Raw genomic sequence first — 16,077 nt, forward strand, 5'->3', positions numbered from 1 at the left:
GAAGCCGTCGCAGCCCAACTACAGGAACAGGGCCGCAAAACCAAACCACTCTCCGTCTCCCACGCCTTCCACTCCGCCCACATGAACGCCATGCTCGGGCGTTTCCGGGACATCGCTCGGCAGCTGACGTTCCATGCGCCCGCCGTCCCGATCGTCTCGACCCTCACAGGGCGGCCCGTCACCGTGGCCGAGGTGAGCTCGCCGGACTACTGGGCGGATCAGGTCCGAAGGGCTGTCCGCTTCGCCGACGCCGTCGGCTGCCTCGCGGATCTGGGTGTCACGGCCTTCGCGGAGCTGGGGCCGGGCAGTGCGTTGAGTGCCCCCGCACGGGAGGTCCTCGCGGAAGCCGACGGCGACCACACGGTGGTGCCGCTGCTGCGGCGTCTCGACGCGGAGGCCCAGTCACTGGTCGCCGGACTCGGCGCGCTGCACGCGCACGGTGCCCCGGTGGACTGGGCGGCCTTCTTCGAGGGGACAGGTGCCCGGCGGGTGGACCTGCCCACGTACGCCTTCCAGCAGCGGCGGTACTGGCTGGACGACCGGCGCTCCGGCAGCGATGCGGCAGCCGCGGGGCCGGGAGCGACCGGGCATCCGCTGCTCGGTACAGCGGTGGAACCGGCCTCGGGTGACGGGCTGCTCTTCAGCGGCCGGTTCTCCCCTGCCGCCCTGCCCTGGTCGGCCGGCCTCACCGCAGAGGGCTCCCCGGTCCTGCCGAACGCCGCCCTGGTGGAACTCGCGGTGCGCGCCGGCGACGAGGCCGGCTGCACCGTACTGGACGAGCTGACCGTCACAGCACCCGTTCCGGTGCCGGAGCGCCACGCGCTCCAACTTCAGGTCGCCGTCGGTGCGGAGGACGGCGACGGCCGCCGGACGCTCACGATCCACTCCCGGCCGGCCGCCGGCACTCCGTGGACCGCGCATGCCCGCGGCACGCTGAGCTTCGGCGGCCCCGCGGTGCCCTTCGACCTCGCCCAGTGGCCTCCCGCCGGAGCGGAACCGATCGAGGTCGCCGACGGGTACACGGCGCTGGAGGCAGCCGGTGTGGCACACGGGCCCGCGTTGCGTGGGCTGCGGGCCGCGTGGCGGCAGGGCGACGACCTGTACGCGGAGGTGACGCTGCCGGACGAAGCGGGCGCGGCCTCGGCGGGGTTCGGACTGCACCCCGTCCTGCTGGATGCCGCTCTGCACCCGGCCTGGTTCGGCGACGCACCGGGCGCCTTGGCCACCGGGCGTTCCTCCAGGTGGCGCGGTGTGCGCCTGCACGCCACCGGGGCCCAGTCGCTGCGGGTCCGGCTGAGGAGGACCGCCGAAGGCGACCTGTCGCTGTGGCTGGCCGACGCCTCCGGGCAGCCGGTCGCGTCGGTCGGCTCTCTGGCGACGGGTCCGGCGGACGCGGGCCCGCCCGCGTCCGACCGCGCCGACCTGCTCGGCTCCTTGTTCTCTGTCGGGTGGCGGCCGATCACGCTCGCGGAGCCGCCGGACGTCCCGCGCTGGGCCGCACTCGGCCCGGTGGCGCCCGGTGTCGGCCAACCGTGGCCGGGCGCCTCGGAACCGGAGCTCTTCGCCGACGTGGCCGCGGTACGCCGGGCCGTCCGCTCGGGGCGGCCGGTGGAGGCGGTGGCCGTGATGTGCGGCGCGGACCACCGAAGCGATGTCGCCGCCACGGCGCACGAACTGACGCGGGGCATGCTGGCGCTGCTCCACGAATGGCTGTCCGACGATGAACTGGCCGGACTCCGCCTGGTGGTCCTCACCCGGGGCGCGGTCGCGGTCGGGCGGACGGAGGTGACGGACCCGTCGGCGGCCGCGCTGTGGGGCCTGCTGCGTTCCGCCCAGTCGGAGTCTCCGGGTCGCATCGTGGTGGTCGATGTCGCCCCCGAGGATCCGGACGGCCCGCCCGAGTGGCCGCAGCCGCTGTCGCGTGTCCTGGCCTCCGCCGAACCGCAGGCAGCCGTACGCGCGGGGCGGGTGTTCGTCCCGCGGCTGAGGCCGGTCGACGCCGGCGCAACCCGGCCCACGACGGGCAGTTGGAACCCGCGAGGTACGGTCCTGATCACCGGCGGAACGGGTTCCCTCGGCGGCCTGTTCGCCCGGCACCTGGCCGCGGAGCACGGTGTCGCGCACTTCGTCCTCCTCAGCCGACGCGGCCCCGAGGCTCCCGGTGCCGCGGAACTCGGCCGCCGGCTCGCCGAGTTGGGCGCCGAGGCCACGATCGTCGCCGGCGACGCGGCCGACCGGGACACGCTTGCGGCACTGCTCGCGGACCTGCCGGCCGACCGGCCGCTGACCGGCGTCGTGCACACCGCGGGCGTGGTGGACGACGGGCTCGTGTCGACACTGACCGCCGAACGGCTCGACGCGGTCCTGCGTCCGAAGGTGGACGCGGCGTGGAACCTGCACGAGCTCACCCGCGACCTCGACCTGTCGGCGTTCGTGCTCTTCTCGTCCGTCGCGGGTTTGGTCGGCGGCCCCGGCCAGTCCAACTACGCGGCCGCCAACGCCTTCCTGGACGGCCTCGCACAGCACCGCGTCGCCCAGGGCCTGCCCGCCACGTCCGTCGCGTGGGGACTGTGGTCGCAGACCACCGGGATGAGCGGGCACATGGAGGAGGCCGACTTCAAGCGGGTCGCTCGTTCCGGCCTGCTTCCCATCGAGGAGAGCACCGGCCCGGCCCTCCTGGACACCGCGCTCACCCTCGGCGACGCGGCCGTCGTCGCCACGCCCGTCGACCGGGAGGCCCTGCGGAAGAACGCCGCCCAGGCCCCCGTGGTGATGACCGGCCTGGTCCGGACACCTCTGCGGCGTACCGCGGTCAACTCCGCCACCGCCGCCGTCTCGCTCGCCGATCAACTCGCCGGCTTGGACGACGCCGCACGCCACGAGCATGTGCTCGCGCTGGTACGGGCCCAGGTCGCGGCGGTGCTCGGGCACCGCGACGCCACCGGAGGCGCCGTCGATCCCGAGCAGCCGTTCAGCGATCTCGGCCTCGACTCGCTGACCTCCGTGGAGCTGCGCAACCGTCTCGCGGAGGCAGTGGGCAGCACGTTGCCGAGTGGGCTGGTCTTCGACCATCCGAGCCCGCGGGCCCTCGCCGGTCACCTGCTGGAGACGGCGATACACGGACCGGAAGCCCAGGGTGCCGCGGCCCGGCGGACCGTCGATCTGGAGGCCGAAGTCCGGCTTGCCGAGGACGTGCGTCCGGCGGCCGAGGTCACCCGGGTGGCTGTCGACCCCGACGCGGTGCTCCTGACCGGGGCGACCGGGTTCCTGGGAGCGTTCCTGCTCCGCGACCTGCTGCGCGGGACCCGGGCGAGGGTGTACTGCCTGGTGCGCGCCGCCGACGAGGCCGGGGCGTGGCAGCGGCTCCGGGCGAACCTGGAGTGGTACGGACTCCAGGAGGAGGTGGACCCCGCTCGCCTCACCATCGTGGTGGGCGATCTCTCCGAGCCGTATCTCGGCCTGGGCGAAGCGGAGTTCGACAGCCTGGCCCGCACGGTCGACGCGGTGTACCACGCGGGTGCCCATGTCCACTGGCTGCGCCCCTACACCGAGCTCAAGGCCACGAACGTCGACGGGACGGAGGAGATTCTGCGGCTGGCGGCCCGCCACCGCACCGTTCCCGTCCACTACGTCTCCACCGTGGGTGTCTTCCCGAAGGCGCTGACCGAGGGCGTACCCGTGCGGGAGGACGACCCGACGGGCCCGGCACGGGAGCTGCCCACCGGGTACGTGCAGAGCAAGTGGGTTGCGGAGCAGATGGTCGGGCTGGCCAGGGAACGTGGCCTCCCGGTCAGTGTGTACCGCGTCGACGTGGTGTCCGGGGACCGGGTCAACGGCGCCTGCCAGACGCAGGACTTCGTGTGGTTGAGCCTCAAGGGCCTGCTCCAGGCCGGCGCCGTCCCAGAGGGCCTGTCCGCTGCGGTGCACCCCGTGCCCGTCGACTACGTCAGCGAGGCGATCCTCACCATGTCCCGGCAGGAGAAGGCGGTCGGCGGGACGTTCCATCTGTCCAACCCGAGCAGCCTGGACTTCGCAGCGTGCGTGGAGCACTTCCGCTCGACCGGCTACAGGCTGGAGGAGCTGAGCTGGGACGAGTGGTACGCGCGGGTGGCATCCGACGCCGACAACGCCATGAACCCGCTCCTCGACGCGTTCGAGGTGCTGGCGACCGACGCCGGGCGGTTCTATCCGCGCTTCGACACCACCGGAACGGAAGCGGCGCTCGACGGCACCGGGGTCGCCTGCCCGGAGATGACGCCGCAGCTGTTCTCCCGGTATGTCTCCTTCTTTGCGAGCAGGGGCTACTTCCCGGCCGCTCCGGTGAGTACGGACTCGGTGGGTACGGACTCGGCGTGACATGAGCCGGACGGGCCGGGTGCCGCTGCAGCGGCACCCGGCCCGTCCTTTCGTCTCCGTCCCCCGGGGCTTTCCTCGTGCGGCCCGTCGCCCGTCACACCGGCTTCAGCACGGCGCAGCCGAAGTCCTGCCCACGGCCGGCTCCGGCCAGCACCACCAAGGGGGCCGCGTCATGGCGCTCCTGCTTCAACAGGGAGGCGAGCGCGGTCAGTTGGTCCGGCGAGCGCACGATCCGCGCGACATCCGACAGGGTTCCCCCGGCCTCGTCCACCGCCAGCGCCACTGCCTTCCGCTCCGGCTCTTCGAGCAGGCGCGCGCCCTCGCGGGCCGGCTGGGGCGCGGTGCGCCGCCGACGCGGGAACGGCAGCAGACCTGAGCGGCGGCCGGTGGCAGGCGGCTCCCGCCACGGCAGGTCCGCGCGGAAGAGTGCACCGTCGGGCGGCCCGCCGAGGAACACCGTCGACAGCAACTGGGCCGCACCCGTGCCCCTGGCGACGACCGCTCCGGTCGCACCGTCCTCCGGCGCCCGGGCGGAGGAGGCACCCGGAGGCGCGGTGGCCTGTTCCGCGGTGACCAGGGCGGCGCGCAGTTCGTCGGAGGCGGAGAGGTACCGCGCGGCGACGTGCAGGGCGGCGAGGCCGCTGTCGGCCGGCCGAAGAACCTGCAGCGCGGTGGCCCGGCCGCATCCGGTCCGCTGCCGGACGCGCTCGGCGACGTGGCTTTGCTGGCAACGGGTACCGCACCAGGCGTGGACGACCAGGTCGATGTCGTCCCTGGCCGCCGGGGAGCGCACTGACTCCGGCCCGGCGGCGGCGATGAACACGTCGTCCCAGTGAGTCACTCGTTTCCTTTCGCAGAGACGACAGATACGGCGACGACAACGGGTGCGAGCGGTGCAACACGCCGTCGCCGGTGCGACTTTTGGACGTGCGGACGCCCCGGCGGCCGACCGCGGGGGCCGGCCGCCGGGGCGGCACTCGTCTCTGAGCCGCTATCGAGCCGCGGGGACGGGCGTGAGGTGGCCGAGGGCATCGACGACCGTCTCGGCCACGCGCGGAAGGTGCGCGTCCAGGAAGAAGTGACCGCCGCCGAAGACGTGAGTCCGGGTCGGGCCCGCGGTGGCGTCCTGCCACGCGCGCGCCTCGGCCACGCTGACCACCGGGTCCCGGTCGCCGACGAGCACGGTGAACGGGATGGACAGCGGCGGCCCGGGCTGCCACGCGTACGAACCGATCGCGCGGTAGTCGGCGCGCAGCGCGGGCATGACCATGTCTCGCAACTCGGGGTCCTCGAGCAACTGCGGGGTGGTGCCGCCCAGTGCGCGTACCGCGCGAAGGATGTCCGCGTCCGTGCGCAGCATGTCGTGCGGGCTCGTCCGCGGGGTGGGAGCGCGCCGGCCGGACAGGACGAGCGCCGCGGGGCCGGGCATCCGCCTCTCCTGGAGGAGTCGGGCTACCTCGTAGGCGAGGACCGCTCCCATGCTGTGCCCGAAGAAGGCGTAGGGCCGCTCGTCCTGGCCGGGTATGTGGTCGGCGAGCGCCTCGGCGAGCCGGCCGATGTCGGCGAGGGGCTCCTCACGGCGGCGGTCCTGGCGGCCGGGGTACTGCGCGGCCAGGACGTCGAAGTCCGGCGTCAGCGCGCGGGCGAGCGGGAGGAACGTGCTGGCCGCGCCTCCGGCGTGCGGGAAGCAGAACAGCCGGGGTGCGCGAGCCTCGGGCCGGACGGGGCCGGTGGGGTAACCGAACCTGCGGAACCACTCGTTTCCCACTACGACTCCCCGTCCCTTCAACACGCCACCTGTCGCGGCCGATTGGGCACCATGGTGGTCGCGGGTGTTCAAGGGACGCACAAAGAGCACACAAACGGGGCCGTCAGGCCACGCCGCAGGCCTCCTCCAGTTCCCAGCAGTTGTCCGGGCGCTCCTTCGCGGACCAGACCATCGGCGCGGCGCTGTCCGCGGTGGCAAGCCGCCGCCTCCCGTTGCCCAGGAGCCGGGGCAGCATGAGCCGCCAGAAGCCGGAGACGACGCGCGGTGAGGTTCCCTGTGCCTGCTTCCGGGACAGTGCGGCGAAGCCGGCCACGGCGGCCGTGATGGCCGAGACCGCGTCGGCGAGGTCGACGTCCGGTGCCAGACTGCCCTGGTCGCGCGCCACCGTCAGCATCAGATGGACCCAGTCGTGCCACTGCTCCCACAGGTCCACGCCGCCGTGCCAGCTCGCGTCGCCAACAAGGCTGAAACCGGCCCGCAGGACCGCGTCGTCCATGATCTCCCGGGCAAGCGCCTCGGAGGTGTCGACGAGGTGGTGCAACGGGTCGGGGTGTCGCAGCGGGACCGGGCCCGTGAGACACAGCAGCTTCTGCGCCGCGGCGATCTCGATCGCTTCGCCCAGCGCGCGCTTGTTCTTGAAGTGGAAGTGCAGCGCGCCGTTGCTCACCGACGCCCGTGAACTGATCGTGGTGATCGAGGAATCCGCGTATCCGGAGCGGTGGAAGACCTCAGCGGCCGAGTGGATCAGTTCCTGGCGTGTGCACTGAGCACGGTGCTGCTGGGCCATGTTGGCACTCCATGAGTGGCGTCGCGCGACTTCTTGTGCGCACGAGAGGATGCAACAGCATCGGCAGAGGGCAGGGTGGGCGAGAAGCACTTGACGCAGAGATTGACCGGAAGTTGACCGTCCGCAATACGAGTGTCACCAGGAGTGGTGACGCTGGGTCAGGGTGCCGACCGGGGAGGTACCGTTCACCATGATCGCCATACGGTTCGACCGCTTCGGCGGCCCCGAGGTCCTCACGCCCGTGCAACTGCCCGCTCCCACTCCCGGCGAGGGAGAGGTGCTCATCACCGTCGAGGCTGCCGGCGTGAACTTCGCTGACACGCATCAGACCGACGGCTCCTATCTCGACGAGGACTTGCTTCCGCACGTCCCCGGGAGTGAGGTCGTGGGCCGCACCGCCGACGGCCGACGGGTCCTGGCGTGGGTCTCCCACGGCTACGCCGAGCAGGTCGTGGCGGCCGAGTCGCGGCTCGTGGAGATCCCGGACGAGCTCGAAGCCGCACAGGCGCTCGCCCTCAACATGCAGGGCCTGACCGCCTGGCACCTGCTGCGCTCCGCGGCCCGCATGAGCGCCGGGGAGACCGTCGTCGTACATGCCGCGGCGGGCGGAGTGGGCAGCCTGGCCGTGCAGTTGGCCAAGGAGTTCGGCGCCGGCCGGGTGCTGGCGCAGGTGTCCACACCGGAAAAGGAGCGGCTGGTGCTGGGCCTGGGTGCGGACGGGATCGCCGAGTACCCGCTGCGGGAGCCGGCCGACGTGGTTCTGGACGCGGTCGGCGGGAAGCTCTTCGACCATGCCCTGAACTCCCTGGCGTCTTTCGGGCGGCTCGTGACGTACGGCAACGCCTCGCGCACCGGGTTCACGCCCGTCGACCCGGCCCGGCTCAGCCGGCTCAACGCGTCCGTCGTCGGCTTCTGGCTGCGGCCGGCACTGGCGGCACCCGGCGCGATCAGCGGTCCGCTCAAGGAACTGTTCGAGCTCACGGCCGCCGGCCGGCTCAGGCCGGTGGTCGGCAACAGCTACCCGCTGGCCGAGGCGCGGCGCGCTCACGAGGACCTGCTCGCCCGCCGCACGGTGGGCAAGGTGGTGCTGCGGCCGTAGCGATGGCGCGGGGCACCGGAAGATCGCCCGGATATTCGCTTGTCACCGCCGTCGCGCGGATGCCAAGGATGCCTCATGGATCACGACACCGGCGCCCGTGCCTTCCCCCGTCAACTCGCCCGCACCCGACGCTTCTCGCTCGGCCTGCCACGTCACTTCACCGTCTCGCCGGACGGCGCGCGCGTGCTGTTCGTCCGCACGGCGGGCGGTGCCGACCCGGTCAGCCGGCTGTGGCTGTACGAGGAGGGGCAGGAGCGCATCCTGGCCGATCCGCTGACGCCGGACGGCACGGACGACGTGCCGGAAGCGGAGAAGGTCCGGCGGGAGCGCGCCCGTGAGACCTCGTCGGGAGTGGTGTCGTACGCCACCGACCGCGAGGTCCGGCTCGTCGCCTTCGCGCTCGGCGGCGAGTTGTGGACCGTGACGACCGACGGAGGGGCCCCGCGCCGGATCGCGACCGCGGGCCCGGTGGTCGACCCGCGGCCCTCCCCCGACGGCGGTTGGATCGCCTATGTGACGGCGGGCGCGCTCCATGTCGTACGGACCGACGGGACCGGCGACCGGCCGCTCGCCACCCCGGAGGGGCCCGAGGTGACCTACGGCCTGTCCGACCATGTCTCGGCGGAGTCGATCGGACGGACCCGGGGCCACTGGTGGTCGCCGGACGGGGACGCACTGCTGGTCGCGCGCGTCGACAACGCGCCCGTGCAGCGCTGGTACATCGCGGATCCGTCCGATCCCGCCAAGCCACCGAGGCCGATCGCGTATCCCGCTGCGGGCACGGCCAACGCGGACGTGTCGGTGCACATCGTGCGGCTGGACGGGACGACGGTGGCGGTGCGTTCACCCGCCGCGGCCGACGAGGGCCCGAGCGCGCCGTGGACCGATCCGGCGTTCGAGTACCTGACGGCAGCGGGCTGGGACAGCCACGGCCCGCTGATCTCGCTGCAGACCCGCGACCAGCGCACGGAGTATGTCCTGGCCGTGGACCCGGCGACCGGCACGACGACGTCGCAACACCAAGCGCGCGACGACGCCTGGCTGGCGCTGACGCCCGGCACTCCGCTGCGGCTTCCTTCAGGCACGCCCGTCGTCCCGTGGTGCCGCCACGACAGTCAGGGCCTGCGGATCGGCGATGTCACCACGCCGGAGGAACTCGAAGTCCGTGAGGTGATCGGCGCGGTGGCCGAGCGGGTCTTCTTCACCGCGAGCGAGGAGCCGACCGAGATCCATGTCTGGTCGTACGACGCCGGGACGGGCTTTGTCCGCGTCAGCGAGGGGCCCGGCGACCACACCGCGGCCGTCGGCGGCGACACCGTCGTACTGGACAGCAACACCGAGAACGGCCGGACGGCAACGGTCCTCAGGGGCGGCACACCCGTCGGGCGGATCGGCGTACTCACGGAGCAGCCCTCGGTCACGCCGAAGCCGGTGTTCCTCTCGCTCGGCAAGCGAGAACTGCGCAGCCAGCTCTTTCTGCCGTCCTGGTACGAAGAGGGATCGGGCCGGCTGCCGGTGCTGCTCAACCCGTACTCCGGGCCCGCCACCCAACTGGTCGTGCGGGCGCACGGCTGGTGGACGGCCGTCTCGCAGTGGTTCGCCGAGCAGGGTTTCGCCGTGCTCGTCACGGACGGCCGAGGCACGCCGGGCCGGGGCCGCGCGTGGGAGAAGGCGATCCACGGCGACCGCCTGACGCCCGTGCTCGCGGACCAGATCGACGCGTTGCACGAGGCCGCCGCGCGCCATCCGGATCTGGATCTGGATGCGGTGGCGATCCGCGGCTGGTCATACGGCGGCTATCTCGCGGCCGGCGCGGTGCTGCACCATCCCGAGGTGTTCCACGCGGCCGTCGCCGGAGCCGCGCCGACCGACCGGCGGCTCTACGACACGCACTGGGAGGAGCGCTTCCTCGGCCATCCCGATGTGACACCGGAGACGTACGAGCGCAGTTCACTCGTCCCGCACGCCCATCTGCTCTCCCGGCCGCTGATGCTGGTGCACGGAGTCGCCGACGACAACGTGTTCTTCGCGCACACCCTGCGGCTGTCCGCGGCGCTGCTCGCGGCCGGCCGGCCGCACACCGTACTGCCGCTGTCCGGTGCGACTCACCTGGTCACGCAGGAGGACCAGGCGAGCAACCTGCTCCTGCTGGAGACCGAGTTCCTTAAGAAATCCTTGAAAGTTTGAGGATTTGAACGTTCTGGGCCGCACCCTCGTACAACATCAAGCACCGGCTGACCGAGGGCCGGCCCGGGACCGTAAAAGAGGGAGCCAACATGACCGGAACGCAGGGGCCGTCGCGGACCGTGACACGCCGTACCGTCGTCGCCGCCGTCGGCGGAGCCGGTCTGGCAGCCGTCGCGCTCACCGCATGCGGAGGCTCGGACGACACCAGCAGCGACACCGGCAGCGACACCGTGAGCGGCGGGCAGGACGGTGGACAGGCCGGAAAGGAGCTCGCCAAGACCGCGGACATCCCCGAGGGGGGCGGCAAGATCGTCGGCGACGTGGTGATCACGCAGCCGAAGCCCGGCGAGTTCAAGGCGTTCTCGTCCAAGTGCACCCACCAGGGGTGCGCGGTGAAGGACATCGCGGACGGCGTGATCGTCTGCCCGTGTCACGGCAGCAAGTTCGACGCGAGCGACGGCAGCGTCAAGGCCGGGCCCGCGACGACGCCGCTGCCGTCGACCGCCATCAAGGTCGACGGCACGTCGATCACGCTCGCGTAGTACGGCGGGGACGCTTCCAGCAGGCCAGCACATCGTCACTGGTGGTGATGGTGGCGACGAGCGCGAGCGTGTTCCGGATCATCGCGGGGGTGTACTCAGCGGGCACCCCCGCGATGGCATCCTGTGCCACCACCGCCGTATAGCCGAGATTGACCGCGTCGAACACGGCGTTGGGAATGGCGATGTTCGCCGAGACTCCGACGACGAGGACGGTGCGGCAGCCGAGATTGCGCAGCAGTGCGTCGACGTCCGTACCGGCGATCGGCGAGAGGCCGTGCAGCCGCCGTACGACGATGTCCTCGTCCGCGACCTCGATGGGGGGCGCGACACGGACGGCCGAGGTCCCGGAGTGCTGCTGGACGGGCAGCCGCCCGGCCGCCCGGAACAGCCGGGCATTGCGGTTGGCTCCGCGCCCGTCGGGCCGCCGCTCGGCCACCGCGTGCAGCACCTGTACGTCCGCCTCATGGGCACCGGCGACCAGCCGGGCCACCTGGTGGAGCACACCGGACGAGCGGGCCTGTGCGGCGAGTTCGGGCAGCGCGCTGTCCCTGCCGACGACACCTTCCTGGCACTCCACGGTGAGCAGTGCGGTGGTGGCGGGATCGAGCTGCTCCGCGAGCTGTTCGAGGCTCGGCATGGCTCCTCCTCCGATGTCGCTGTCCGGGCGCGCGACGGTAGCCTCCATTGCGCGACGAAGGAAGAGCGCTCATGATTTCTGACACCTAGTCAGCTATCAGAAACGGGGGCCGCCATGGCCGTCACACAGCGCCGGGGCCGGCGGATCATGATGACGCCCGGGGAGCTCGACGCGTTCCTCGCGGAACAGCGCACCTGCCGGGTGGCCACGGTCTCGGCCGACGGCCGTCCGCATGTCAGCGCGCTGTGGTTCGCGTGGGACGGCACGTCGCTGTGGCTGTACTCCATCACGCGCAGCCGCCGCTGGGCCGAACTGCGCCGCGATCCGCGGCTTGCGGTGGTGATCGACGCGGGCGAGGAGTACGGCGACCTGCGCGGCGTCGAACTCTCGGGCAGCGCGGTCTTCGTGGGCGAGTCCCCGCGCACCGGAGAGCCGTGCCCCGAACTGGAGGTTCCGGAGCGGCTGTTCGCGCGGAAGAACTTCGGGCTGGACGAGATGCCGCACGACGGCAGGCATGCCTGGCTGCGGCTGACGCCGGAGGCGATCGCGTCCTGGGACTTCCGGAAGCTGGCGGCCGGAGCCGAGTAGCCGTCAGCCCTCCAGCTGTCCCGCCACCACGCGCAGCGCGTCCACCGCGGCCCTGATCGACGGCCGGCGGTCCGCGTCCGTGCGCCAGACCGCGTACACATGCCGCCGCATCTGCTGCCGTACCGGAACCAGCGCGACGCCGGCCGGGACCGGGCCCCGGCCCAGCCGCGGGGTGACACAGACGCCGAGTCCGGCCGCGATCAGGGCCAGTTGCGTGTGGTGCTCACCCGCCAGGTGCGAGATCCGCGGCTCGATGCCACGCGCGCGCAATGTGAACACCAGCCACTCGTAACAGAATTCGCCCTCCGGCCACGAGACCCACTCGTCGTCGGCGAACTCCTCCAGGTCCACCTCGGACCGGCCCGCGAGCGGGTGGTCCGCAGGCATCGCGACATCGGGTGCGTCGTCGAGGAGATGTGCCTGCGCGAGCCCGCCGGGCACCGGCAGGCGCTTGTTGCTCCAGTCGAGCACCACCGCCAGATCCAGATCGCCCCTGATCACGGCCCTGATGGACTGCTCGGGCTCCAACTCTCTGGACTGGACGCGCAGTTCGGGATGCGCCTCGCGCAGCGCGGCGATCGCCGACGGGAAGAGTCCGCGCGCGGCCGTCGGAAACGCTCCGATCCTGACCTCGCCGACCACCTGCCCGCGCTGCGCCTCGATATCGGACTGCGCGAGCTCGACCTGGGACAGGATCCGCGCGGCATGGTCCGCGAGCAGCTGGCCCGCGTCGGTGAGCCGCACCCCGCGGCCGTTCTTGGCCAGCAGCTGCTGGCCGACCTCCCGCTCCAGCTTCGCCATCTGCTGGGAGACGGCCGAGGTCGTCACATGCAGTCCGTCGGCTGCGCCGCTCACCGAGCCGTGCCGGGCAAGGGCGTCCAGGGTCCGGAGGCGCTCCAGGTTCAACATGTAAGCAATGCTAAGCGAACGCGGCAAATAATTCTCGCTTGTCCTACGAGATCAGAAGCCCCAGGCTGGTGCACATGGTCGACTGGCGTATTCGCTTCGGGATTCTCTCCACGGTGTGGGGCTTCAGCTTCCTGCTGATCAAGGTCGGGACCGAGGCGTACGCTCCGTTCCAAGTCACCTTCGGCAGGCTCTTCTTCGGCACGGCGGTGCTGGCCGTCGCCATGGCCGTGCGCCGGGAGCGGCTGCCGCGCGGCATCCGTACGTGGGCGCATCTCGCCGTGGCCGCGTTCCTGCTCAATGCGCTGCCGTTCTCGCTCTTCGCGTACTCCGAGCTCACGATCCCCTCCACGCTCGCCGGGATCTGCAATGCGACGTCGCCGCTGTGGGGCATGGCCCTGTCACTGGTGGCGCTCTCCGAGGACCGGCCCACCCGGCGCAGGGTCGCCGGGCTCGGCATCGGCTTCCTCGGTGTGCTGACCGTGCTCGGCGCATGGCAGGGCTTCTCCGGCCTCGACTTCGGCGGCACGGCGATGGCGCTGCTGGCCTCGCTGAGCTATCCGATCGGCTGGATCTACGTGCGCCGGACCCTCGCGGGCAGCAGCAACTCCAATCTCTCGCTGACAGGTGCGCAGCTGCTGCTCGCCACGGTCCAGCTCGCCGTGGTCACACCGCTGTTCACCACACTGCCGACGTCCTTCCCGGTGGTGCCGCTGCTGGCGGTGATCGCGCTCGGGGCGCTCGGCACGGGATTTGCGCTGCTGCTGCAGTACGGACTGGTCAAGGAGGTCGGCCCGACGACCGCGCAGATGGTCACCTACTTCATTCCGGTCATCGCCACGGCGGCGGGCGTGGTGGTGCTGAACGAGCAGCTGGGCTGGAACACGCCGGTGGGCGCGCTGATCGTGCTCGCAGGCGCGGCACTCACGCAGAGCCGACCGAAGAAGCCGGCCCTGAAGGCCGCCGTCGCGAAGGCGCCCGAGGCGTCCGAACCCCGGCTGCCCGGCGCGGAGGCGACCGACGTCAACGTGCCAAGCCGCGCCGCTCAGCCGTAGCTTCGCGCGGGCGCCGGGCCGGCCGCTGCCGCCACCGCGTCCGCGACCGGCCCGATGTCGTCCATCGCAAGGCTCGAGACGGTGAGCCGCACCGCGGGCGGCGCGGACATCCGGAACCGCGCGCCGGGTGCGACCGCCCAGCCCGCGTGCAGCAGCCGCGCCACCGCACCGGTCTCGTCCGGGACAGGCACCCACACATTCATCCCGCTACGGCCGTGGGCCTCGATCCCGCGTTCCGCCAGGGCGCGCACGAGGGCGTCGCGCCGCTCTCCGTATGACCTCGCGACGGCCGAGGTGTCGACCGCGCCGGTCGTCCAGAGATGGACAACGGCCCGCTGAAGCAGCCTGCTGACCCAGCCGGGCCCCAGCTGCTGCCGCCCCTGCACGCGGTCGACGGTGACGGCGTCGCCGGTGAGCACGGCGACACGCAGATCGGGGCCGTACGCCTTGGCCACCGAGCGTACGAGCGCCCAGCTGTCGGTGACTCCGGCGAGCGGGTGGAGCGGGAGGTCGACGATGGCGTGGCCGTGATCGTCCTCGATGAGCAGGGTGCGCGGGAACCGGGCGAGGACGGCGCGCAGTTGGCGGGCCCGCTCCTCACTGATGACCGCTCCGGTCGGGTTCTGCGCGCGGTTGGTGACGATGATCGCGCGCGCTCCGGCGGCGAGGGCAGCGTCCACGTCGCCGGCGAGCGGTCCGTCGTCGTCGACGGCCACGGGCACGGGCTTGAGGCCGAGCGCCGGTACGAGATCGAGCAGGCCGCCCCAGCCCGGGTCCTCGACGGCGACCGCGTCACCGGGCCGCAGATGCGCCGCGAGTACGCGTTCGATGCCGTCGAGGGATCCGGACGTGACGGCGATGAGGCCGGGCGGTACGCCGTCCGCGTCCATGTGGGCGCGGGCGAGGCGGGCGAACTCGGCGTCGACGGGGGCTTGTCCGTACAGCCCTGGCTCCTGCTCATTGCGCAGTGCAGCCGCGGCCAGGGCGTCGCGCAGCGGCGGGAGCAGTGCGGGGTCGGGGTTTCCCTCACTGACGTCGCGTACGCCTGGCGGCGCGTCGACCCGGATCGAGCCGCGCGCCGTACTGGCGGGCCGTCCACGCACCCGACTCCCCCGGCGGCCCGCGGTCTCGATGACTCCGCGCTCCCGCAGGGTGCGGTAGGCGGCGGCGACCGTGTTCGGGTTGACGCCGAGGCCGGTCGCCAACTCCCGCATGGGCGGCAGCAGTTGGCCCGGCTGCAGGTCACCCGCGCCGACCGCGCGCTCGACGTCGGCGGCAATCTCTGATGCGCGCCGACCTTGAATCCGATACTCTCCTAGCACAAACAAGATTATGCACTAGTGCAATGGAGAACGCAATGCCGGACGTCTACGAGCCGACGGAACGCACCGTGCCCACCCGCGCCAAGGAGCGCGCCGCGTACGACCACGAGCTCGTCCACTCCATCCTGGACGCGGCATACGTCTGCCACCTCGGTTTCGTGCGGGACGGCGCGCCGGTCGTGCTGCCGACGCTGTACGCCCGCGTCGACAACCATCTGTACCTGCACGGCTCGACGGGCTCCCGCCCCTTGCGCATGGCGGGCGAACCGGACCCCGGCCTGCCGGTGTGCGTGACGGTCACCCATGTCGACGGCCTGGTGCTGGCCCGGTCCGCCTTCCACCACTCGATCAACTACCGCTCGGTGGTGGCCCACGGCACGGCTTACCAGGTCACCGATCCCGAGGAGAAGCGCGCCGCGCTGGACGCCCTGGTCGACGGCGTGATCGCGGGCCGCTCGGCGGACTCACGCCCGGCGAACGGCAAGGAACTCGCGGCGACGGCGGTGCTGCGTCTCGATCTCGCCGAGGTCTCCGCGAAGGTCCGGACGGGTCCGCCGAACGACGAACCGGAGGACGCGATGCTCCCGTACTGGACAGGAGTTCTCCCGCTGACGACGACCTACGCCGAGCCGATACCGGCCACGGACCTGGACCCGTCGGTGCGGCTCCCGGCGTACCTCACCGGCCCTTGACACCGCGGGGGGGGGGGGGGGGGGGGCGGGCCGCCCCGCCCCCCCCCCGGGGGGGGGGGGGGGGCGCCCGCCCCGCGGGGGCGGGGGGGGGGGGGGGGGGCGCGCGCGCGGGGGGGGGGGGGGGGGGGGGGGGCGGGG

The 16,077-nt window shown here is 72.3% G+C and carries 13 protein-coding genes; 7 read left to right on the plus strand and 6 right to left on the minus strand.

Annotated features, from left to right (window positions below; translation table 11 throughout):
* Positions 1 to 4,356 (plus strand): thioester reductase domain-containing protein (locus tag ACH4YL_RS40005; protein ID WP_398512454.1); only part of this gene is annotated, 4,356 nt, incomplete at its 5' end.
* Positions 4,357 to 4,450: 94 nt separating this feature from the next.
* Here ACH4YL_RS40005 and ACH4YL_RS40010 read toward each other — a convergent pair.
* The 3 genes from ACH4YL_RS40010 to ACH4YL_RS40020 all read right to left on the minus strand — a co-directional run bounded on the left by ACH4YL_RS40010 (position 4,451) and on the right by ACH4YL_RS40020 (position 6,911).
* On the minus strand, positions 4,451 to 5,197 hold the full coding sequence (locus tag ACH4YL_RS40010) for a hypothetical protein (RefSeq protein ID WP_398512455.1): 747 nt from the start codon (positions 5,195 to 5,197) through the stop codon (positions 4,451 to 4,453).
* Positions 5,198 to 5,347: 150 nt separating this feature from the next.
* Positions 5,348 to 6,124 (minus strand): thioesterase II family protein, encoded by a 777-nt coding sequence (locus ACH4YL_RS40015; protein ID WP_398512456.1) that lies wholly within the window; start codon positions 6,122 to 6,124, stop codon positions 5,348 to 5,350.
* Positions 6,125 to 6,227: 103 nt separating this feature from the next.
* On the minus strand, positions 6,228 to 6,911 hold the full coding sequence (locus tag ACH4YL_RS40020) for a ScbR family autoregulator-binding transcription factor (RefSeq protein WP_398512457.1): 684 nt from the start codon (positions 6,909 to 6,911) through the stop codon (positions 6,228 to 6,230).
* Positions 6,912 to 7,101: 190 nt separating this feature from the next.
* Here ACH4YL_RS40020 and ACH4YL_RS40025 point away from each other — a divergent pair, with 190 nt between their 5' ends.
* The 3 genes from ACH4YL_RS40025 (at position 7,102) to ACH4YL_RS40035 (ending at position 10,739) form a co-directional block, all read left to right on the plus strand.
* The gene (locus tag ACH4YL_RS40025; RefSeq protein ID WP_398512458.1) at positions 7,102 to 8,010 is read left to right on the plus strand and encodes a zinc-binding alcohol dehydrogenase family protein; all 909 of its coding nucleotides are present in this window, start codon (positions 7,102 to 7,104) and stop codon (positions 8,008 to 8,010) included.
* Between the two features lie 75 nt (positions 8,011 to 8,085).
* Positions 8,086 to 10,197, plus strand: a complete 2,112-nt coding sequence (locus ACH4YL_RS40030) for a prolyl oligopeptidase family serine peptidase (RefSeq protein ID WP_398512459.1) — start codon at positions 8,086 to 8,088, stop codon at positions 10,195 to 10,197.
* Positions 10,198 to 10,286: 89 nt separating this feature from the next.
* On the plus strand, positions 10,287 to 10,739 hold the full coding sequence (locus ACH4YL_RS40035) for a Rieske (2Fe-2S) protein (RefSeq protein WP_398512460.1): 453 nt from the start codon (positions 10,287 to 10,289) through the stop codon (positions 10,737 to 10,739).
* On the opposite strand, the gene ACH4YL_RS40040 is transcribed toward ACH4YL_RS40035, so the two are convergent.
* Complete coding sequence (locus ACH4YL_RS40040; protein WP_398512461.1) at positions 10,726 to 11,376, minus strand: cysteine hydrolase; 651 nt, start codon at positions 11,374 to 11,376, stop codon at positions 10,726 to 10,728. The genes ACH4YL_RS40035 and ACH4YL_RS40040 overlap by 14 nt on opposite strands.
* A gap of 114 nt (positions 11,377 to 11,490) precedes the next feature.
* Between ACH4YL_RS40040 and ACH4YL_RS40045 the strand changes: the two genes are divergently transcribed.
* Complete coding sequence (locus ACH4YL_RS40045) at positions 11,491 to 11,964, plus strand: pyridoxamine 5'-phosphate oxidase family protein (RefSeq protein WP_398512462.1); 474 nt, start codon at positions 11,491 to 11,493, stop codon at positions 11,962 to 11,964.
* 3 nt (positions 11,965 to 11,967) lie between these two features.
* Here the strand turns inward: ACH4YL_RS40045 and ACH4YL_RS40050 are convergent, their stop codons facing one another.
* Entirely contained in the window at positions 11,968 to 12,873 is a 906-nt protein-coding gene (locus tag ACH4YL_RS40050) for a LysR family transcriptional regulator (RefSeq protein WP_398512463.1), read from the minus strand.
* Between the two features lie 74 nt (positions 12,874 to 12,947).
* Here ACH4YL_RS40050 and ACH4YL_RS40055 point away from each other — a divergent pair, with 74 nt between their 5' ends.
* Positions 12,948 to 13,925, plus strand: coding sequence for a DMT family transporter (locus ACH4YL_RS40055; RefSeq protein ID WP_398512466.1), 978 nt, complete (start codon positions 12,948 to 12,950; stop codon positions 13,923 to 13,925).
* Here ACH4YL_RS40055 and ACH4YL_RS40060 read toward each other — a convergent pair.
* Positions 13,916 to 15,247, minus strand: a complete 1,332-nt coding sequence (locus ACH4YL_RS40060; protein WP_398512464.1) for an aminotransferase class I/II-fold pyridoxal phosphate-dependent enzyme — start codon at positions 15,245 to 15,247, stop codon at positions 13,916 to 13,918. The two genes, ACH4YL_RS40055 and ACH4YL_RS40060, sit on opposite strands and share 10 nt — an antisense overlap.
* 23 nt (positions 15,248 to 15,270) lie before the next feature.
* On the opposite strand from ACH4YL_RS40060, the gene ACH4YL_RS40065 reads away from it, so the two are divergent.
* Positions 15,271 to 15,939, plus strand: coding sequence for a pyridoxamine 5'-phosphate oxidase family protein (locus ACH4YL_RS40065; protein WP_398512465.1), 669 nt, complete (start codon positions 15,271 to 15,273; stop codon positions 15,937 to 15,939).
* The last annotated feature ends 138 nt before the right edge of the window (positions 15,940 to 16,077 follow it).

Origin of the sequence: Streptomyces sp. NPDC020681, assembly GCF_044334895.1 — a bacterium.
Classification (GTDB): domain Bacteria; phylum Actinomycetota; class Actinomycetes; order Streptomycetales; family Streptomycetaceae; genus Streptomyces.